The 18,137-nt window shown below is 69.6% G+C and carries 19 protein-coding genes and 1 pseudogene; 12 read left to right on the forward strand and 8 right to left on the reverse strand.

Annotated elements, in window-relative coordinates; genetic code table 11:
• Positions 1-77: 77 nt before the first annotated feature.
• Positions 78-1,550 (reverse strand): YcjX family GTP-binding protein, encoded by a 1,473-nt coding sequence (locus tag CH341_RS16750; protein ID WP_111420151.1) that lies wholly within the window; start codon positions 1,548-1,550, stop codon positions 78-80.
• 235 nt (positions 1,551-1,785) lie between these two features.
• Between CH341_RS16750 and CH341_RS16755 the strand changes: the two genes are divergently transcribed.
• From CH341_RS16755 to CH341_RS16780, 6 genes are all read left to right on the forward strand, one after another.
• Positions 1,786-2,592 carry an ABC transporter ATP-binding protein gene (locus CH341_RS16755; RefSeq protein ID WP_111420152.1) on the forward strand — a complete coding sequence of 269 codons (807 nt, stop codon included), beginning with the start codon at positions 1,786-1,788 and terminating at the stop codon, positions 2,590-2,592.
• The gene (locus tag CH341_RS16760) at positions 2,592-3,458 is read left to right on the forward strand and encodes an ABC transporter permease (RefSeq protein WP_111420153.1); all 867 of its coding nucleotides are present in this window, start codon (positions 2,592-2,594) and stop codon (positions 3,456-3,458) included. The genes CH341_RS16755 and CH341_RS16760 overlap by 1 nt, the downstream gene beginning before the upstream one ends.
• 154 nt (positions 3,459-3,612) lie before the next feature.
• Positions 3,613-4,659 carry an ABC transporter substrate-binding protein gene (locus CH341_RS16765; protein WP_111420154.1) on the forward strand — a complete coding sequence of 349 codons (1,047 nt, stop codon included), beginning with the start codon at positions 3,613-3,615 and terminating at the stop codon, positions 4,657-4,659.
• Between the two features lie 217 nt (positions 4,660-4,876).
• Positions 4,877-6,181, forward strand: coding sequence for a M24 family metallopeptidase (locus CH341_RS16770; protein ID WP_111420155.1), 1,305 nt, complete (start codon positions 4,877-4,879; stop codon positions 6,179-6,181).
• A 229-nt stretch (positions 6,182-6,410) separates the two neighbouring features.
• Complete coding sequence (gene hemA, locus CH341_RS16775) at positions 6,411-7,643, forward strand: 5-aminolevulinate synthase (RefSeq protein ID WP_111420156.1); 1,233 nt, start codon at positions 6,411-6,413, stop codon at positions 7,641-7,643.
• 131 nt (positions 7,644-7,774) lie between these two features.
• On the forward strand, positions 7,775-8,254 hold the full coding sequence (locus tag CH341_RS16780) for a RidA family protein (protein WP_111420157.1): 480 nt from the start codon (positions 7,775-7,777) through the stop codon (positions 8,252-8,254).
• Positions 8,255-8,275: 21 nt separating this feature from the next.
• On the opposite strand, the gene CH341_RS16785 is transcribed toward CH341_RS16780, so the two are convergent.
• The 3 genes from CH341_RS16785 to CH341_RS16795 all read right to left on the reverse strand — a co-directional run bounded on the left by CH341_RS16785 (position 8,276) and on the right by CH341_RS16795 (position 10,116).
• Positions 8,276-8,953: a response regulator transcription factor gene (locus tag CH341_RS16785; RefSeq protein ID WP_111420158.1), complete on the reverse strand. Its 678-nt coding sequence runs from the start codon at positions 8,951-8,953 to the stop codon at positions 8,276-8,278.
• 204 nt (positions 8,954-9,157) lie between these two features.
• A complete protein-coding gene (locus CH341_RS16790; protein ID WP_111420159.1) occupies positions 9,158-9,619 on the reverse strand; it encodes a secondary thiamine-phosphate synthase enzyme YjbQ in 462 nt (153 codons plus the stop codon).
• Positions 9,620-9,630: 11 nt separating this feature from the next.
• Positions 9,631-10,116 (reverse strand): hypothetical protein, encoded by a 486-nt coding sequence (locus CH341_RS16795; RefSeq protein WP_111420160.1) that lies wholly within the window; start codon positions 10,114-10,116, stop codon positions 9,631-9,633.
• Positions 10,117-10,265: 149 nt separating this feature from the next.
• On the opposite strand from CH341_RS16795, the gene CH341_RS16800 reads away from it, so the two are divergent.
• From CH341_RS16800 to CH341_RS16820, 5 genes are all read left to right on the forward strand, one after another.
• The gene (locus tag CH341_RS16800; RefSeq protein WP_342635018.1) at positions 10,266-10,757 is read left to right on the forward strand and encodes an AtpZ/AtpI family protein; all 492 of its coding nucleotides are present in this window, start codon (positions 10,266-10,268) and stop codon (positions 10,755-10,757) included.
• 64 nt (positions 10,758-10,821) lie between these two features.
• Positions 10,822-11,565, forward strand: coding sequence for a F0F1 ATP synthase subunit A (locus CH341_RS16805; protein WP_111420162.1), 744 nt, complete (start codon positions 10,822-10,824; stop codon positions 11,563-11,565).
• A 45-nt stretch (positions 11,566-11,610) separates the two neighbouring features.
• Entirely contained in the window at positions 11,611-11,838 is a 228-nt protein-coding gene (locus CH341_RS16810; protein WP_111360051.1) for a F0F1 ATP synthase subunit C, read from the forward strand.
• A gap of 65 nt (positions 11,839-11,903) precedes the next feature.
• Complete coding sequence (locus CH341_RS16815) at positions 11,904-12,449, forward strand: F0F1 ATP synthase subunit B family protein (protein ID WP_111420163.1); 546 nt, start codon at positions 11,904-11,906, stop codon at positions 12,447-12,449.
• Between the two features lie 11 nt (positions 12,450-12,460).
• Positions 12,461-12,946 carry a F0F1 ATP synthase subunit B family protein gene (locus CH341_RS16820; protein ID WP_111420164.1) on the forward strand — a complete coding sequence of 162 codons (486 nt, stop codon included), beginning with the start codon at positions 12,461-12,463 and terminating at the stop codon, positions 12,944-12,946.
• 93 nt (positions 12,947-13,039) lie between these two features.
• Here the strand turns inward: CH341_RS16820 and CH341_RS16825 are convergent, their stop codons facing one another.
• The 4 genes from CH341_RS16825 to thrC form a co-directional block, all read right to left on the reverse strand.
• Entirely contained in the window at positions 13,040-13,702 is a 663-nt protein-coding gene (locus CH341_RS16825; protein ID WP_146604506.1) for a hypothetical protein, read from the reverse strand.
• Between the two features lie 149 nt (positions 13,703-13,851).
• The gene (locus tag CH341_RS16830; protein ID WP_111420166.1) at positions 13,852-14,439 is read right to left on the reverse strand and encodes a GNAT family N-acetyltransferase; all 588 of its coding nucleotides are present in this window, start codon (positions 14,437-14,439) and stop codon (positions 13,852-13,854) included.
• Between the two features lie 49 nt (positions 14,440-14,488).
• Complete coding sequence (locus tag CH341_RS16835) at positions 14,489-15,757, reverse strand: M16 family metallopeptidase (RefSeq protein ID WP_111420167.1); 1,269 nt, start codon at positions 15,755-15,757, stop codon at positions 14,489-14,491.
• Entirely contained in the window at positions 15,754-17,175 is a 1,422-nt protein-coding gene (gene thrC, locus CH341_RS16840) for a threonine synthase (protein ID WP_281023051.1), read from the reverse strand. The genes CH341_RS16835 and thrC overlap by 4 nt, the downstream gene beginning before the upstream one ends.
• Positions 17,176-17,403: 228 nt before the next feature.
• Between thrC and CH341_RS16845 the strand changes: the two are divergent.
• Positions 17,404-18,137, forward strand: a pseudogene (locus tag CH341_RS16845) (double-strand break repair protein AddB); the annotation flags it as partial.

An 18,137-nucleotide genomic window follows, 5' to 3' on the forward strand; every position in this document is an offset into this window, starting at 1 on the left:
GGCCGGCGCCGGCCCGATCACGACATTGGGGTCGTCGAGGCTGAACGCAGCGGGACGGCGGGATTCGGCTGGGCTGCTCATTGAAATCGATCTCCGATCAGAAACTGCAGCACGCGGTCCAGGCGGATATGGGGAAGAGTCGGCATTCCGTCCACCGTACGCTCGATCCGGGGCGGCCGGAAGCGCAGGAAACGGAACTCGGCGTCCTCGGGCGAGGCCGCGGCCAGCCCCTGGAACCCGGTCCGGCCGACGTCGAACACCCGCTCGGGGTCGGCCGGGAGGTCGCCCGGGAAAAGCGCGATCTCGCGCTCGCCGTCGAAGAGGTGACCGGCGGCCCGCTCGCCCGCGGCCGGCACCCCGACGATGGCGGGCAATTCGTCCCCGTTGGACCGCACCCGGGCCTCGCGGGTCGCTCGGACGGCGGCGAGCGCGACGACGTCGGTCTCGGCCCCGGCATAGCGGGCGCGGCTCGCGGCCCGCTCGATCATGCGGCCCAGGATCGCCTCCAGCCGATCGTGGCTGACCTGGTGGAGGTGGTCGGCCTTGGTGGCGGCGAACAGGACCCGGTCGACCCGCGGGCTGATCAGGCTGGAGAGCAGCGTCCGGCGGCCGACCTGGAAGCAGTCGAGGATCGAGGCGAGCGCGAATTCGAGGTCACGGACCGCGGCCGGGCCGGCGTTCAGCGCCGCCAGCACGTCGACCAGCACGATCTGGCGATCGAGCCGGGCGAAGTGGTCGCGGAAGAACGGCCGGATGACGATGTCCTTGTAGGCGTCGAAGCGCCGCTTCATCATCGCCCACAACGACCCCTCGGGCGGCGCCGCCTCGGCCGGCAGGGCGAGCGGCGCGAAGGTGAGGGCCGGCGAGCCCGCGAGGTCGCCGGGCAGCAGGAACCGGCCAGGCGGCAGCAGGCTCAGGGCCCAGCGTTCCTCCCGGCAGCTCCGCAGGTAGTCGGTGTAGAGCTGCGCGGCCGTGATGGCGACCTGCTCGTCGGCCGGGGCGTTCGGGTCGAGCGTCGCGTTGTAGGCGTGCCAGGAGGCGGCCAGCATGGCCCGCGGCCCGGCCCGAGACAGCGCCAGGCTCTCCTTCGCCCACTGCTCGTAGGTCTTGTCGAGCAGCGGCAGGTCCAGCAGCCATTCGCCCGGATAGTCGACGATGTCGAGCGTCAGGGTGCGGGCCTGGCCGTCCTTGCCCTTGTGCTCGATGACGACCCGCAACTCGCTGATCTGGCGCGTCGAGTCCGGCCAGACCCGGTCGCCCACCAGGGCCCGGACATGGCTCTCGTAGTCGAACCGGGGCACCGCGTCGTCGGGCTGCGGCGCCAGATAGGCGCGCAGGATGGTGTCGTCGGCGAGCGGCGTGAACACCGGAAAGCGGCCGCCGCGCGCCAGCCCGTGCACCAGCGCCGTGATGAACACGGTCTTGCCGGCGCGCGACAGGCCGGTAACGCCGATCCGGATGGTCGGGCGCACGAGATTTTCGCCGAAGTCGGCGATGGCCCTGGCCGTGAGGCGAGCCCGTTCGACGAGATCTGAAACGAATGGAGCCATGTCGGCAACGACTTAAACAAAATCCTGAGCGCCGGGAGGCGGGTCGCACACCCATAATCCGGGGGCGCCACCGCGACAAGCACGAAGCGGCTGCCGGGCCGCGGCATAGACCCGCCGGGTCGGGCCGAGGCCGGCGGTCACGGCGCAGCATTGATTCGCCAACTTACGCTTGTTACGTAACAGGAACAGTCCCGCCGCGCGATTGGGCTCGCGGCGGACACAAAAAAGGATGCCCATGGAAACGCCTCCCGCTGCCGCCATTCGTGCGCGCAACGCCAGCAAGCTGTTTCTCGACGGTGCGGTCGTCGCGTTCCGCCAGCTCGATCTGGAGGTCCGGACGCAGGAGATCCTGTGCATCGTCGGCCCCAGCGGCTGCGGCAAGACGACGTTCCTGCGCTGCATCGCCGGCCTGATCGACCTCAGCGCCGGCGACATCCTGGTCGCCGGCAAGGCGGTCTCGGGCCCGCCCGACTCCGTCGCGATGGTGTTCCAGCATTTCGGCCTGCTGCCGTGGAAGACCGTCTACCAGAACGCCGCCTTCGGTCTCGCCATGGCGGGAGCGTCGCGCGAGACGATCCGGGACCGGGTGGGCCACTACCTGGACCTGGCGGGGCTGTCCGGTTTCGAGCAGCACTACCCGTACCAGCTCTCGGGCGGCATGCAGCAGCGGGTTGGGCTGGTGCGGGCGCTCGCCATCAACCCGGCGATCCTGCTGATGGACGAGCCCTTCGCCGCGCTCGACGCCCAGACCCGCGAGATCCTGCAGAACGAGCTGCTCGAGCTGATGGAGCGGCCCGACGAGCGCAAGACCATGGTGTTCATCACCCATTCGATCGACGAGGCGATCCTGCTCGGCGACCGCGTGGCCGTGATGACGGCGCGACCGGGCCGCCTCAAGGAGGTGATCGAGATGCCGTTCGGCCGCCCGCGTGATCCCGAGGCGGTGCGTTCCGATCCGCGCTTCGCCGAGCTGCGTGCCCATATCTGGCACCAGCTCCACACCGCGCCGAAACGGGCGGCGAAGACCCGCGAGGTGGCGTGATGACGGTGCAATCGGCCGATCCCACCGTCACGCTCGACGACAGCGCCGAACGCGAAGGCGTCGAGCGCGAGAACGCCCGCAGGGCCGCCACGAACCGCCGCTGGCGACGCAGCGCCGAGAACGCCGTCATCCGCATCGTGTCACTCGCCATCGTGCTCGGCCTGTGGGAGTTCTTCGGCGCCCGCGTCGACCCGGTGCTGTTCACCACGCCCTCCGCCATCGCGCGGGCCGCCGTGACGATGATCGGCAGCGGCGAGCTGTGGACCTATCTGTGGCCCAGCCTGGTCGTGCTGTTCCTCGGCCTCACCACGGCGGCGGTCGCCGGCGTCGCGATCGGGCTGCTGCTGGCGCGCTTCCGCGTGCTCGACGTCGCGCTCGGCGTCTACATCACGTTCCTGTACTCGACGCCGAGCGTCGCGCTGGTGCCGCTGATCGTGCTGTGGGCCGGGTTCGAGACCACGGCCAAGGTGATCATCCTGTTCCTGTTCGCCTTCTTCCCGATGGCGATCAACACCTATCAGGGCGTCAAGAACGTCGATCCGCGGCTGCTCGAGGTCGGCCGCGCGTTCCGCTGCAGCGAGCGGCAATTGTGGACCAACATCATCCTGCCCGGCGCCCTGCCGTTCATCGTCACCGGGCTGCGGCTCGCGGTCGGCCGCGGGCTGATCGGCATGGTGCTGGCCGATCTCTACACGGCGATCTCCGGCATCGGCTACCTGATCGTCCGCACGGCGAGCACCTATCAGGTCGACAAGATGTTCGTGCCGATCGTGACGCTCGGCGTGCTCGGCGTGACGCTCACGGCGCTGCTGCGCCTGTTGGAGCTGAAGGTCGCCCCCTGGACCGCGGCCCGCGACCAGGATTGAGTGGCCCGCCGCCCGTGCCGTGCCGGCCCACGGGCCGACACGAGCTGCCTCTCCCGACACGATTCTGCGGCCACCTCACCAGCCGCGGCACCTGCCGACCGACACGCCTCACAAACAAGAAAACCGCCCCAGGAAACGCCCAGGAACCCACGCCATGCAGACACGCCGTTCGCTGTCCGTCACCGGAGCAGCCGCCGTCGCCGGCCTCGCCGTCGTTCTGTCAGGCTCGCCGGCCGCCGCCCAGGCCCAAAGCTGTCCGCAGGGCCTGCGCAAGCTCAACATCGGCGTCGCGGTGGCGCCGCCCAACGTGGTGCACACGGCGCCCTTCGTGGCGAAGGCGCTCGGCTTCTTCGCCAAGCATTGCGTCGACGCCAACATCATCCAGTTCGACGGCGGCGCCGCCGGCACTTCGGTGACGGCGGTCGGCCAGGGCACGGCGATCTCCAACCTGCCCGACGTCGCCATCGCGCAGGGGCTGAGGGCGCGGCAGATCTGGGGCCTAGCCCCCCGTCCGCCGCAAGCCTATGTGGTGACGGCCGAGATCAAGACGCCGGCCGATCTCAAGGGCAAGCGGCTCAGCGCCGCCGGCGGCATCGGCGGCTTCAACTGGCTGATGGGCCGCGAGGTGCTGCGCAAGGCGGGGCTCGCGGCCGGCGACGTGCAGTTCGTCTCGCAGGGCACGGCCGGCCGGCTGCCCGGCTTCGTCGCCGGGCAGATCGACGGCGTCGTGCTGCACCCGGAGGACGTCTATCTGGTGCTCAAGCAGAAGCCCGGCGCGCATGTGCTGTCGACCATCGCGGATCTCCTGCCCAACCTCGCCTTCAATCATTACGGCGCCGCCGACAGCCTGATCGCCAAGGACCGGCCGCTGCTGGTCGACGCGATCGCCGCCATGATCGAGGCGAACCGGGCGATCTATCGCGACAAGGACAAGGTGGCGCCGGTCATCGTCGAGGCGACCGGAAAGCCGCGCGACGCGGTGGAGTTCGCGATCGACTCCCTCACCAAGGCTTGCGTGCTCTCGGTCAACCAGGGCTTCGTGCGCGAGCGCACCGAATGGACGCACCAGAACGCCGTCGACAACGGCGATCTCGACGCGGCCAAGAAGCTGCCCTTCGACAAGATCGTCGACATGTCGATCGCCGACGACGCCGTGAAGGCCGCCGGCGGCCCGGTGACGATCGGCGCCTGTAAGGATTGAACGACACGACGCCGGCCGCGGCCCGAAATCGCTCTCCGCCCTCACCCTGAGGAGGCTGCAGAGCAGCCGTCTCGAAGGGCGAGGGCGGCCCCGACGGGGCCCCATGGTTCGAGACGCGCTCCTGCGGAGCGCTCCTCACCATGAGGAGACAGTCGGCACGAGGTCGCAGCGATAAAGCGCCGAACCGAATCACAGCATCTTATGGAGGGAAGCACCCATGAGCACCAGCACCACTGCGACGCCGCAAAAGTTCCTGCCCTGGAACGAGCTGAGCGCTCGCCTCGATCAGGGGCAGCCGTTCAACACGATGCGCAACACGCCGTACTACCGCGACGCCGTGTACGAGCAGTTTACCAAGGAAGAGTACTCGCGCCGCTACGCCGCCCTGCGGGCCAAGATGCAGGAGCTGGGGCTCGACGTGATGATCGTGCCAGGCGGCCCGAGCCACTGGAGCTTCGGGGGCGGCATGCTCTGGCTGACCGGCCATTGGGAGTGGCATGCGCTGTGCTGCTACGTCGTGGTGCCGCGCGAGGGCGAGCCGACGTTGGTCTACTCGATGGGCGGCACCCATGCCGAGTCGGTGCGGCGCGAGACCTCGGCGGCGCTCTCCGACGTGCGCGGCAGCCGCGGCGGCCGCTATGCCGAAGTGATGGCCGAGCGCATCCGCGAACTGAAGCTCGACAAGGGCCGCATCGGCCTGATGGAGATCGATCCGCGCCACAAGGACCATCTGCCGGTCAACCAGTACAACACTCTGCGCGAGAAGCTGCCCGAGGCGGAGCTGGTCTTCACCCACGGCATCCTGCACGAGCTGCTGTCGATCCACAGCGCCGAGGAGCTCGATTGCGTGCGGAAGGCGGGCGCGCTGTGCGAGGCGGCGATGCGGGCGATCGCGAACCGCGCGGCGCCCGGCGTCACCGAGTACCAGCTCAAGGCGGCGGCCGCGGCCGCGATCCTGGAGGGTGGCGGTGACATCGACTTCCTGATCATCGGCACGACGCCGATGGCCGATCCCGCCATGGTGTTCGGCAATCCGCGCCCCTCGGGACGAAAGCTGCAGACGGGCGACATCATCAACATGGAGCTGGCGGCCGGATACCGCGGCTACACGGCGCAGATCGGCTCGCCCATCTGCCTCGGCCCGCCGACCGACATGGTGAAGCGGTTCTGGGAGGACATCACCCTGCCCTGCTTCGCCCGGATGGCGGAGGCGATCGCGCCGGGCGTGCCGCTCGAGCGGATCCGCGAGATCGGCGGCGTCTTCCGCGAGCAGGGCGTGCAGTCGCGGCCGATCCACGCCCACGGAATCGACCTGATTACCGACGGGCCCCACGTCTACACCGAGCGGACCGAGGCCGAGCCGTTCGAGCAGGTCTTCAAGCCCGGCATGGTGTTCATGGCCGAGCCGAACCCGATCACGGCGGACGGCCGCTTCGGCATCTTTCTCGGCCACACCTTCATCGTGACCGAGAGCGGACACGAGTGCGTGGACGGACTTCCCTGGGAGTTGATCTCCGTCTAGGACAATTCCAGAAAGGTCTGGTCTCGTGCCGGCCGCCCGGCGAAGGCCCGGGTTCATCACGGGCCACCGGCCGTCCATGGAGTCCCCGATCCATGCTTACTATAATACCCCTGACTCTTGGCGCTCGCCTTGACAAACGTCAAGGAAGCGTGACAGCGAACGTTGTCAACTGTTCTCACCACGTGTTATTATCGCGTTCTGCCGACCGTTGATCGGGGAGTCTAAATCAATGGGATACAACACTTATTTCACCGACGCGTTGAATCGGCTGCACGACGAGCGTCGTTACCGGGTGTTCGCCCATCTCGAGCGGTTGGCTGGTCGCTTCCCGCGCGCCATCCACCACACGCCGGACGGCCCGCGCGACGTCATCGTGTGGTGCTCCAACGATTATCTCGGCATGGGCCAGCACCCGAAGGTGATCGGCGCCATGGTCGAAACCGCGACCCGCATGGGCGCCGGCGCCGGCGGCACGCGCAACATCGCGGGCAACAACCACCCGCTGGTGCTGCTCGAGCAGGAGCTCGCGGACCTGCACGGGAAGGAAGCCGGCCTGGTCTTCACGTCCGGCTACGTGTCCAACGACGCCGGCATCTCGACCATCGCCAAGCTGCTGCCGAACTGCCTGATCCTGTCGGACGCGCTGAACCACAACTCGATGATCACGGGCGTGCGCAATGCCGGCACCGACAAGATGGTGTGGCGCCACAACGACGTCGAGCATCTCGAGGATCTGCTCAAGAAGGCCGGCAAGGAGCGGGCCAAGCTGATCGTCTTCGAGGGCCTGTACTCGATGGACGGCGACGTCTCGCCGATCGGCAAGATCTGCGACCTGGCCGAGAAATACAACGCGATGACCTATATCGACGAGGTCCACGCGGTCGGCATGTACGGGGCGCGCGGCGGCGGTCAGGCCGAGCACCAGGGCGAGATGGCGCGCATCGACGTGATCGAGGCGACTCTGGCGAAGGCCTTCGGCTGCCTCGGCGGCTACATCACGGGCAGCCGGGCTCTCGTCGACGCGGTGCGCTCCTATGCGCCCGGCTTCATCTTCACCACCGCGCTGCCGCCGGCCGTCTGCGCCGCGGCCACGGCGGCCATCAAGCACCTCAAGACCTCGACCTGGGAACGCGAGCGCCACCAGGATCGCGCCGCCCAGGTGAAAGCGGTGCTGTCGACCGCCGGCTTGCCGGTGATGCCGACCGACACCCACATCGTGCCGGTGTTCGTCGGCGATGCCGAGAAGTGCAAGGCGGCGACCGACATGCTGCTCGAGGAGCACGGCATCTACATCCAGCCGATCAACTACCCGACCGTGCCGGTCGGCACCGAGCGGCTGCGCATCACGCCCTCGCCCTATCACGAGGACGCGCTGATCCACGAGCTGGCCGAGGCGCTGGTCGACGTGTGGGAGCGCCTGCAGCTCCCGCTGAAGCCGACCAACGCCATCGCGGCCGAGTGAGGCACGCTCCGGCGCGGCCCGACGTGGTCGGGTATTCGGCCTGATTGTTTCGACCTGGACGATCTTGCGCGGGCTTCGGCCCGCGCTTTTTATTTCAGGCCTCCCCTGGAGGCCGCTCGAAGGAGGTCCGCATGTCGATCGATGCCCGGCTGTCCGAGCTCGGCCTGGTCCTGCCGCCCGTGCCGCAGCTTCCACCCGGCACCGTGCTGCCCTTCGCGCCGGTTCGCGTGGTCGGGCGTCGCGCCGCGATCTCGGGTCACGGCCCGGTGCTGCCGGACGGCCGGATGTTCGCCCCGCCGGGGCGGGTCGGCGACGGCGTGACGATCGCCCAGGCCAACGAGGCGGCCCGGCTCACCGGCCTCGCCATCCTGGCGAGCCTCAGGCGCGAGCTCGGCAGCCTCGACCGGGTCACGGCGTGGGTGCGGGTGTTCGGGATGGTGACCAGCGCGCCGGGCTTTCAGGAGATGCCGCACGTCGTCAACGGCTTCTCGGACCTGATCCTCGCGGTGTTCGGGCCGGAGCGCGGCCAGCACGCCCGCTCGGCGATCGGCGTCGCCGAGCTGCCCTTCGGCATTCCGGTGGAGATCGAGGCCGAGGTGGAGATCGACTGAGGACGGGGCGCTCTCCTCCGCTCAGTGCTGCGCGGCAGGCGCCGGCGGCCACTGGCCGATCTCGATCTTGGAGGCCGCGATCACGGCCTGAGTGCGGCTCTCGACGCCCAGCTTCTGCAGGATGGCCGAGACATGCGCCTTCACGGTCGCCTCGGAGACCGAGAGCTCGTAGGCGATCTGCTTGTTGAGCAGCCCCTCCGACAGCATCATCAAGACCCGCACCTGCTGCGGGGTCAGGGTGGAGAAGCGGGCGAGCGCGGCCGAGGTCTCGGGATCGGCTCTCGCATCGAGATCGATGTCGGGCGGGGTCCACAGGCTGCCCTGCAGCACCGCCGTGATGCCCTGGCGCATGACGTCGACGCCGAGCGTCTTGGGAATGTAGCCGGCGGCGCCGAAATCCATGCAGCGGCGGATGACGCTCGGATCATCGGTCGCCGACACGACCACGACCGGGACGCTCGGATACTGAGCCCGCAGATAGAGAAGCCCTGAAAATCCGCGGACCCCCGGCATCGCGAGGTCGAGGAGGATGAGATCGACGTCGCCGCCGCGATCCAGAAGCTCGGTGATCTGTTCGAACGAACCGGCCTCTGCGATCTCGATCCGCTCGAAGAGCCCCGATACCGCCTCCCGCATCGCGCCGCGGAAGAGGGGATGGTCGTCGGCGATCACCAGTCGGTAGAACGTGATGTCACTCAAGTCGAATCCTGCCCCTTGATTCGGGCGTGGTCGTGCGCGGCCCGGCCGGACTCCCGGCGCCGGGCCTCCGCCCGCTGGACGCGATCATAGGACAAATGCGCGCGCGGCCCAATCGGGGCTTGTGCCGATAATACGCCGAATGAAACGGGCCCGAACTCGGGGCGGCGGCCCGCCGACGGCGCTGCGGACCGGAAGCACCGGCTCTCAGGCCGTCTCGCCCAGGAACTGGAGCATCACCTCGCGCCGGTGCGGGCGGGCCCGGTGCTCGGCCACGTAGATGCCCTGCCAAGTGCCCAGCGCGAGCGTCCCGCCCACCACCGGCACGGCGAGCGACACCCCGATCAGCATCGTTTTCACATGCGCCGGCATGTCGTCCGGCCCTTCGGCGTCGTGGACCCAACCGGCGTCGGTCGGGGCGAGCCGGTCGAGCGCCGTGACGAGGTCGGTCCTCACATCCGGGTCGGCGTTCTCCTGGATGGTCAGCGACGCCGAGGTATGGCGCATGAAGAGAAGCAAGGTTCCGTGCCGGCCACCCGCCGCTTCGACGAAACGCCGGGCCTCGTCGGTGATGTCGGTGAAGCCGGCGCCGCGGGTCGCGACCGTCAGGGTCGTGGTGGCGACCCGGGTCACCGCCGCGGTGCGGATCGAGCTCAGGGTTCCGGCCATGGTCCGCTCGCTCAGGTCTTCCCGAGATCGCGCTGGAGATTGCCCATCATCTCGATGAGCCGTCGCCAGGCACGCTCGACGAAGTTCAAGGCCCGGTCGAGATCGGCATCGCCGCTCCGCCCGGCCTCCGGGGCCGGGGTGACGGCCTCCGGCTTCACCCCGCTCGGGAGCGGCAGGCCGCGGTCGAGCATCGCCTTCTTGAGGGCCGCATTCTCGGCTTGAAGCCGGCTGATCTCGCTCTCGAAGGCGGTACGGTCGTCGGGCGCCGCCTGGCAGGCCCAGCCCGCCGAGCGCAGGCTGCACAGGGAGACCTGGCCGGTCCGCAGGTCGAGCCTGGCGAACCCGTCGTTGGTCCGATGATAGCTGAACCGGTTGGTGTCGGCGTCGGGCGGCAGGGACGGGATCCCGCCCGGCGGGCTCTGGCTGAAGGCGGCCGGCGCCAGCGCGACGAGCGCGGGAAGCAGGATCGCGGCCGCCACCACGGGGCGTCGAATCATCGGGGGTCCTCTCGGCTATGGTCGGCGGCTCGCGACGCGCGGAGTCGCTTGTCGAGCTTAACGCCGATTGCGGCAAATCGGCACCCGTGCGCCGGTGCGGCAGCGCGCCCGGCGCCGTGCCGGATAACCGGGCCGGAACAAAGGGGTTAGTGGCTTCGCTGCACCGCCCACAAAGGGTTGCCGAATTCTTGACTCGCTCGACCCTGGTCAGTATGGTCCGCGCGGCTTTGGCGGGGGGCGGACGTCCGACCGGACGTCGTTGCGCGGGAGGCGACATCATGGCCCCGAACGCGCGCGACAGGGACGACCGCTCGGCCGAGGAAGCCGATCTCTCCGCGAGGCTCCAGCGTCTCGGCGAAAAGCTCGACCGGCAACGGCCGAGCAATCCGTCGAACGATGCGTCGGCACCGCGATCGGGCGCGCGCTTCGCGGGGTTTGCCCGCGGGTTCCGGCTCTCCTCCGAGCTGGTCGCGGGCGTGATCGTCGGCGCCGTGATCGGCTGGTCTCTCGACCATTGGCTCGGCATCTCGCCGTGGGGGATGATCGTGTTTCTGCTGGTCGGCTTCGCGGCCGGCGTGCTCAACCTGATGCGCGCCGCCGGCGTGGTGCCGGAACAAGGCAAGGACAATCGCGACGCCTGACGGCGCCACAGGCGTCGGCGGCGACGAGACCGGCGGCATTGTAAGGAAGGGGACCTGCGAGGTCATGGCCGATCCGATTCATCAGTTCGAGATCGTCGATCTCGTCCCGCTCGGCGGGACCGGGCTCCAGCTCACCAACTCGGCCGTCTTCATGATGGCGGCCGTCGCCGTCACGGGCTTCCTGATGATCGGCACGACGGCCGGTCGCCAGCTCGTTCCGGGCCGCCTCCAATCGATGGCGGAGGTGACCTACGAGTTCGTCGCCGACATGATCAGGTCGACCGCCGGCGAGGAGGGCATGCGGTTCTTCCCGCTGGTGTTCTCCCTGTTCACCTTCATCCTGTTCGCCAACATCATCGGCATCGTCCCCTACACGTTCACGGTGACGAGCCACATCGTGGTGACGGCGACGCTGGCGCTGCTCGTCTTCTTCACCGTCATCGGCTACGGGCTCTATTCGCACGGGCTCGGCTTCTTCCGCCTGTTCGTGCCGCACGGCATTCCGGGCTACATCCTGCCCTTCGTGGTGCTGATCGAGATCGTGTCGTTCCTGTCGCGGCCCATCTCCCACAGCGTGCGTCTGTTCGCCAACATGCTGGCCGGCCACATCACGCTGAAGGTGTTCGCCGGTTTCGTCGCCGGGCTCGGCGGTGCGCTCGGCGTGGTCGGCTGGATCGGCGGAATTCTGCCGCTCACCATGGTGACGGCGCTGACCGCGCTCGAGCTGCTGGTCGCCTTCCTGCAAGCCTATGTCTTCACGCTTCTCACCTGCATCTACCTGAGCGACGCCCTGCATCCGGGCCACTGAACGACCAACCGATCCTCAATCCAGCACGAAAGAAGGAGCTTCCACATGGATCCGATCGCCGCCAAGTACATCGGCGCCGGCATCGCCTGCATCGGCATGGGTGGCGCCGCGCTCGGCGTCGGCCAGATTTTCGGCAGCTATCTGTCGGCCGCGCTGCGCAACCCGTCCGCCGCCCAGGGCCAGTTCGGCAACCTGATCTTCGGCTTCGCCATCACGGAAGCGCTCGGCATCTTCTCGCTGCTGATCGCGCTGCTGCTGCTGTTCGCCGTCTGACGATCCGCGTGCCGTGACCCGCGGACGCCCGGCGTCCGCGCGACACGTTTGACAGGGAGGGGGCGATGGCCCAGCCGACCCAGGCGACGACGGAACACGTCCCGGCCTCCGAGCACGGCGGCGGTTTTCCGCCCTTCAAGGCGGAGACCTACGCGTCCCAGCTCTTCTGGCTCGCACTCTGCTTCGTCGTCCTCTACGCGATGGTCTCCAAGATCGCGCTGCCCCGGATGGCCGGTATCCTGGCCGACCGGCGCAGCCGGATCGACGGCGACCTCGCGGAGGCGGTTCGCCTGAAGGGCGACGCCGACGCGGCTGTGGCGAGCTACGAGAAGGCGCTCGCCGACGCGCGCAACCGCGCCCACACGATCGCGACCGAGACGCGCGAGCGCCTCGCCGCCGAATCGGAGGCGCATCGCAAGTCCGTCGAGGCCGAGCTCGCCGACAAGCTCGCAGCGGCCGAGAAGTCGATCGCGGCGAGCAAAACCGCCGCGATGGCGAACGTGCGTGGCATCGCGGTCGATGCGACCGGCGCGATCGTCGGCCGGCTCCTCGGCAAGGCACCGAGCGAGGCGGCGGCCGCGGCGGCCGTCGACCACGTGCTGAAACGCTGAAGGGCGCGTCGATGATCTACGAAGCCGAATTCTGGGTGGCCGTCGCCTTCGTGCTGCTGCTGCTCGTGCTCCTGAAGCTCGGCGCCCACAAGACGGTCACGGGCGCGCTCGACGACCGGACCCGCCGCGTCCAGGCGGAACTCGACGAGGCCCGCCGCCTGCGCGGCGAGGCGGAGGCGCTGCTGGCCGAATATCAGCGGCGGCGCCAGGAGGCCGAGAAGGAAGCCGAGGCGATCGTCGCCAACGCCAGGGCCGAGGGCGAGCGCCTGCAGGCCGAAGGCAAGGCCAAGGTCGAGGAGTTCGTGGTCCGGCGCACCAAGATGGCCGAGACCAAGATCGCCCAGGCCGAGGCACAGGCGGTCGCCGAGGTGAAGAGCGCCGCCGCCGAGGCCGCCGTCGCGGCCGCCGAGACGCTCCTGACCGAGACGGTCAAGGGCCAGGTTGCGACCAAGCTCCTGACCGACGGCATCAAGGATCTCGCGGCCAAGCTCAACTGAGCCGAACGGCCTTTTCCAAACAAAAACGCCCGCGGTGTCCGCGGGCGTTTTTGTTTGTGCTGCAGCTCGTCGCCGCACCGGTCGGGCAGCGGCCTACCCCTGCCGCGGCTTGCGGACGGGCTTCTTCTCGTGCACGGCGCCCTGCGGGTCGAAGCCGACATAGATCACGTAATGGTCGAGATCCGCCGGCGGCGGCACCGGCACCACCATGTCCTCGGCCACATGGGTGAACGGCACGTTGGGCTGGCCCGGCGGCACCTGGACCGGAAGCATGTAGAGCTTCGACCAGATGGTCTTGGGCTCGATTCCCTCCTTCACCAGCGCATAGCGGAGCGGAATCTGGGTCTCGCCGGGGCCGCCGGCCGGCCCGAGAATCAGCCGTCCCTGCACGCCGATCTTGATGGCGAGCGTGCCGGCACTGACGGTGCATTGGCGCGCCGTCCGGCCGAACGTCGCCTGGTAGCGCAGGCCCATCGCCTGGTCGCTGCCCGGGGCGTTCATCTGCAGGGTCGACGCGCCCTGGCGGATGTCCACGGAGGGGCAATCGACGTCGAGCGACGACAGCGTCGAGCCGCCGCCCGGCTGCGCCTGGGCGGGGACCGCGGCCTGTGCCTCGGCACTGCTGCCGAACAGGCTGCGGAACCGGTCGGCGAAGCCTGTCGAGCTCGACTTTTCCGGCGGGGCCGGCTGTCCATTGAAGAACTCGTCGGTCGACGAGCACGCGCCGACCATGCCGGCCGCGAGGAGGCCGGCCATCAGGCATCCGAGCCGTCCTGCCATGCCGATCCGGTTTCGCCCCACCATGATGTCCCACCCGTAACGCTGTTCGGACCGCCCTTGTCCTGCCCAACCGTGGCAGGTCCAAGGCGCCGGCCCCCCGTACCGCCGATGCCGGTCCGCCATGCTCACCCCGGCGGATCGTCCTTCAGTCGGGCGAAGAGCAGGTGATCCTGCCACAAGCCGTTGATGCAGAGATATTGGCGCGCATAGCCCTCGCGGGTGAAGCCGCAGGATTCCAGCAGCCGCATCGACGGCGCGTTGGTCGGGATGCAGGCCGCTTCGAGCCGGTGCAGCCGCAGCGCCGAGAAGGCGTAGGGCACCAGCGCCCGTACCGCCGCCGTCATGAACCCGCGCCGAGCGAAGGGCGCGCCCATCCAGTAGCCGATGCTGCCGGCCTGGGCGACGCCACGCCGGACATTGGCGAGCGTCAGCCCCCCGACCAGCACCCGGTCGGGACTGCGGAAGATGAAGAACGCATAGGACTGGTCGGACCGCTGGTCCTCGGCGTAGCGCTTCAGGCGCCGCCGGAACGCCCCGCGGGTGAGGTCGTCCATCGGCCAGGTCGGCTCCCAGGGCGTCAGGAACTCGCGGCTCTGCTCGCGCAGCACCGCCCATTCCTCGAAATCGGACATTTGGGGCGGCCGCAGGACCACCCCCTTGCCCTCGATCGTCCCTGCCGGCTCGGCGAGACTGACGGTGCGGAAGAACGCCATGGTCCAGGTCGCGCGCTGGTCGCTGTCCGTCCGGCTGGCGCCGGACCGGTCACGCCGCTTTCAAGGCGAGACTTTCGGCGATTGCTGCCGCCGATTCAAGCCCACCGGGGCCGAGCGCCGCGACGGCCGGCCGCGAGCGCGCCAAAAGGGACCGCCCGGCGGCCCGCGCGCTCTCCACCGTCACGGCATCGACCCGCGCCACGATCTCGTCGATCGACATCACCCGGTCGTGGATGATCATCTGCCGGGCGAGCTGCTCGGCCCGGGCGCCGGAGCTCTCCAGGGCCATCAGCAGGCCGGACTTCATCTGCGCCTTGGCGCGGTTGACCTCGGCCTCGGTGAGCTGCTCGGCCGCCGCCTCCATCTCGTCGACGACGACCCGCATCAGCTCCTGGGCGTCGGCGGCGTCGGTGCCGGCATAGAGCCCGAACAGCCCAGTGTCGGCATAGGGCGAATGGAAGCAGTAGATCGAGTAGCACAGCCCGCGGGTCTCGCGGACCTCCTGGAACAGCCGCGACGACATCCCGCCGCCCAGCACGTTGGTGAACACCTGCAGGCTGTAGAGTGTGGGGTCGCGCTGCGGAACGCCTTCGAGCGCCAGCGCGAGATGCGCCTGCTCGAGGTCGCGCCCCTCGATGTGGACGCCGCCGCGGAAGCGCGCCGGCTCGGGCCGGCCCCGCGCCGGCCCCGAGAAGCCGTCGAACAGCCGCTCCACGTCGCGCAGCACCGCCGCGTGGTCGACCGCGCCGGCCGCTGCCACCACGGTGCCGGGCCCGCGATAGTTGCGACCCAGATAGTCGCGCAGCATCGGCGCATCGACGGCCCGGACGGTCGCCGGGGTGCCGAGGATCGAGCGGCCGACCGGCTGGTTGGCGTAGGCGGTCGCCTGCAGGAAATCGAACACCAGGTCGTCGGGCGTGTCCTCGAGGGCGCCGATCTCCTGGATGATCACGTTCTTCTCGCGCGCGATCTCGTCGTCGTCGAAGCGCGGATTCGAGAGGATGTCGGCCAGCACCTCCAAGGCGAGGGGCACGTCGTCGCGCAGCATCCGCGCGTAGTAGGCCGTGACCTCGACGCCGGTCGCGGCATTGAGGTCACCGCCGACCGCCTCGATCTCCTCGGCGATCTGGCGCGCCGTGCGGTTTCTCGTTCCCTTGAACGCCATGTGCTCGAGGAAATGCGAGATGCCGTGCTCGTCGGAGCGCTCGTGCCGGCTGCCGCAGTTGACCCAGACACCGAGCGAGGCCGTCTCGAGATGCGGCATGTCGTCGGTGACGACGATCAGGCCGGACGGAAGGCGCGACACCTCGACGGTCATGCGGCTGCTCCTGCGCCGGCGCTGGCGGCACGGCTGTGGGTGCGGATGTAGGTGGCGACGGCGGCCAGATCGGCCGGCAGCATGGTCGACGTCTCGAGACGGCCGCCGAGATCGGCGAGCCAGTCCGGCAACGCCGGCCGAATGCCGCAGGCGGCCTCGACAGCGTCGGGAAACTTGGCCGGATGCGCCGTGGAGAGCACGACCATCGGGATCGACGGGTCGCGCGGCTCCTTCTCGGCCACCGCCATGGCGACCGCGGTGTGCGGATCGAGCAGATAGCCGGCTTCGCGCCGCACCGTGCGGATCGTCGCGGCGACCTCCTCCTCGGCGGCCCGGTCGGCCGAGAACAGCGCCCGCATCGCGCCGAGCGAGCGGGCCGTCACCGAGAAACTCTGGCTCTTGGCGAGCGACGCCATGGCGGCGCGCACCGGCCTGGGGTCGCGGTCGAAGGCCTCGAACAGCAGCCGCTCGAAGTTCGACGACACCTGGATGTCCATCGACGGCGAGGTGGTCGGCACCACGTCGCGGACCTGATAGGTGCCGGTCGCCAGCGTCCGGGCCAAAATGTCGTTCACGTTGGTGGCGACCAGCAGCTTGTCGATCGGCAGGCCCATGCGGGCCGCGACATAGCCCGAGAACACGTCGCCGAAATTGCCGGTCGGCACCGTGAAGGCGACCTTTCGGTGCGGCGCCCCGAGGGCGGCCGCGGCGGCGAAGTAATAGACGACCTGGGCGACCAGCCGGGCGAAGTTGATCGAGTTAACGCCGGACAGCCGCACGGCGTCGCGGAACGGATGGTCGTTGAACAGGCCCTTCACGATCGCCTGGCAGTCGTCGAACGTGCCGGCGATGGCGAGCGCATGGACGTTATCGGCCCCCGCCGTCGTCATCATCCGGCGCTGGACGTCGGAGATGCGCCCCTGCGGGTACAGCACGAAGAGATCCGCCTGGGCCGAGCCGCGGAACGCCTCGACGGCGGCCCCGCCGGTGTCGCCCGAGGTCGCCACCACGATGGTGGAGCGCTCGCCGCGCGCCGCCAGAGCGTGATCCATCAGGCGCGACAGCACCTGCATGGCGAGGTCCTTGAAGGCGAGCGTCGGGCCGTGGAAGAGCTCGAGCACGAAGGTGTTGGGTGCGACCTGGACGAGCGGCACCACGGCCGGGTGGCGGAACGTCTCGTAGGCCTCGCGGGCCATCCGGGCGAGCTCGGACGTGGCGAGCGAGCCGACCGCGAAAGGCGCGACCACGTCGGCCAGGACCTCGGCGTAGGGGCGTCCCGCGAACCCTGCGATGGCGGCCGGATCGAGCGTCGGCCAGGTTTCCGGTACGTAGAGGCCGCCGTCGCGGGCCAGTCCCGCGAGTGTCACGTCCATGAAGCCGAGCGGCGGAGCCTCGCCGCGGGTGGAGATGTAGCGCACGAATCCTCTCGCTGCCTCCGGAGCCCGGCGCGGCATCGCGCCGACCCGTCCTGCCGCCGCCCTGCGGATCGACCGCCGGTCTACCAAATCTCTGGAAAGCTTGCCGTTCCGGGACTGGTACCGAACCCGGGGCCCGGCGACCCGGCACACTAGTCGGAACCGGAGAGCCGCACAAGAAAGGCAAATGCGGACCCGTATGGCATCCGGCGAATCCGTTAAGCTGGCCGTATGCTCCCAGCTCCCCGCGTGTTCACCATCCCGGCCGCCGTGCCGTTCCTGCCGACCCTGGTGGCCGCCCTGCTGGAGGGCCGGCTGGTGCCGGGCTTCTCCGGTGCCCGCGATCCGTTGGCGCTCGCCGCCGCGACCCTCTATCTGCCGACCCGGCGGGCCTGCCGGATCGCCCGCGACGCGTTCTTCGACGCGCTCGGACGCGACGGCGCCGTCCTGCCCCGGATCGTCGCGCTCGGGGACATCGACGAGGACGAGCTCGCCTTCGCCTCCGCGAGCGGCGCGTCCGCCGACGGCGCCCTGCCGGACGCGCTCGATCTGCCCCCGGCCCTGTCGAGCCTGTCGCGCCGGCTGCTGCTCGCGCAGCTGGTGCTGGCCTGGGCGAAATCGCTGCGGCCCCGGCACGCCGAAGAGCCGCCGGTCGTGGTCGACACGCCGGCCGCGGCGCTCGCCATGGCCGACCAGCTCGCCCGGCTGATGGACGACATGACGACCCGCGGAGTCTCCTGGGACCGGCTCGACACGCTGGTCCCGGCCGAGCACGATGCGTATTGGAGCCTGACGCTGAAGTTCCTGCGGATCGCCCGCGACTACTGGCCGACCGTGCTGGCCGAGCGGCGGACCATCGAGCCGGCGGCCCGCCGCGATCGGCTCATCGAGGCCGAGGCGGCCCGGGTCGCCGCCCATACCGAAGGCCCCGTGATCGTCGCCGGCTCGACGGGGTCGATGCCGGC

The sequence above is a fragment of the Rhodoplanes roseus genome, from assembly GCF_003258865.1.
In the GTDB taxonomy this organism is placed as follows: domain Bacteria; phylum Pseudomonadota; class Alphaproteobacteria; order Rhizobiales; family Xanthobacteraceae; genus Rhodoplanes; species Rhodoplanes roseus.

What these genes read in the sequence shown, in the direction of transcription:
- CH341_RS16750 (WP_111420151.1), bottom strand. Translation starts at nt 1,550, where the DNA reads ATGGCTCCATTCGTTTCAGATCTCGTCGAACGGGCTCGCCTCACGGCC.
- CH341_RS16755 (WP_111420152.1), top strand. Translation starts at nt 1,786, where the DNA reads ATGGAAACGCCTCCCGCTGCCGCCATTCGTGCGCGCAACGCCAGCAAG.
- CH341_RS16760 (WP_111420153.1), top strand. Translation starts at nt 2,592, where the DNA reads ATGACGGTGCAATCGGCCGATCCCACCGTCACGCTCGACGACAGCGCC.
- CH341_RS16765 (WP_111420154.1), top strand. Translation starts at nt 3,613, where the DNA reads ATGCAGACACGCCGTTCGCTGTCCGTCACCGGAGCAGCCGCCGTCGCC.
- CH341_RS16770 (WP_111420155.1), top strand. Translation starts at nt 4,877, where the DNA reads ATGAGCACCAGCACCACTGCGACGCCGCAAAAGTTCCTGCCCTGGAAC.
- hemA (WP_111420156.1), top strand. Translation starts at nt 6,411, where the DNA reads ATGGGATACAACACTTATTTCACCGACGCGTTGAATCGGCTGCACGAC.
- CH341_RS16780 (WP_111420157.1), top strand. Translation starts at nt 7,775, where the DNA reads ATGTCGATCGATGCCCGGCTGTCCGAGCTCGGCCTGGTCCTGCCGCCC.
- CH341_RS16790 (WP_111420159.1), bottom strand. Translation starts at nt 9,619, where the DNA reads ATGGCCGGAACCCTGAGCTCGATCCGCACCGCGGCGGTGACCCGGGTC.
- CH341_RS16795 (WP_111420160.1), bottom strand. Translation starts at nt 10,116, where the DNA reads ATGATTCGACGCCCCGTGGTGGCGGCCGCGATCCTGCTTCCCGCGCTC.
- CH341_RS16805 (WP_111420162.1), top strand. Translation starts at nt 10,822, where the DNA reads ATGGCCGATCCGATTCATCAGTTCGAGATCGTCGATCTCGTCCCGCTC.
- CH341_RS16810 (WP_111360051.1), top strand. Translation starts at nt 11,611, where the DNA reads ATGGATCCGATCGCCGCCAAGTACATCGGCGCCGGCATCGCCTGCATC.
- CH341_RS16815 (WP_111420163.1), top strand. Translation starts at nt 11,904, where the DNA reads ATGGCCCAGCCGACCCAGGCGACGACGGAACACGTCCCGGCCTCCGAG.
- CH341_RS16820 (WP_111420164.1), top strand. Translation starts at nt 12,461, where the DNA reads ATGATCTACGAAGCCGAATTCTGGGTGGCCGTCGCCTTCGTGCTGCTG.
- CH341_RS16825 (WP_146604506.1), bottom strand. Translation starts at nt 13,702, where the DNA reads ATGGCCGGCCTCCTCGCGGCCGGCATGGTCGGCGCGTGCTCGTCGACC.
- CH341_RS16830 (WP_111420166.1), bottom strand. Translation starts at nt 14,439, where the DNA reads ATGGCGTTCTTCCGCACCGTCAGTCTCGCCGAGCCGGCAGGGACGATC.
- CH341_RS16835 (WP_111420167.1), bottom strand. Translation starts at nt 15,757, where the DNA reads ATGACCGTCGAGGTGTCGCGCCTTCCGTCCGGCCTGATCGTCGTCACC.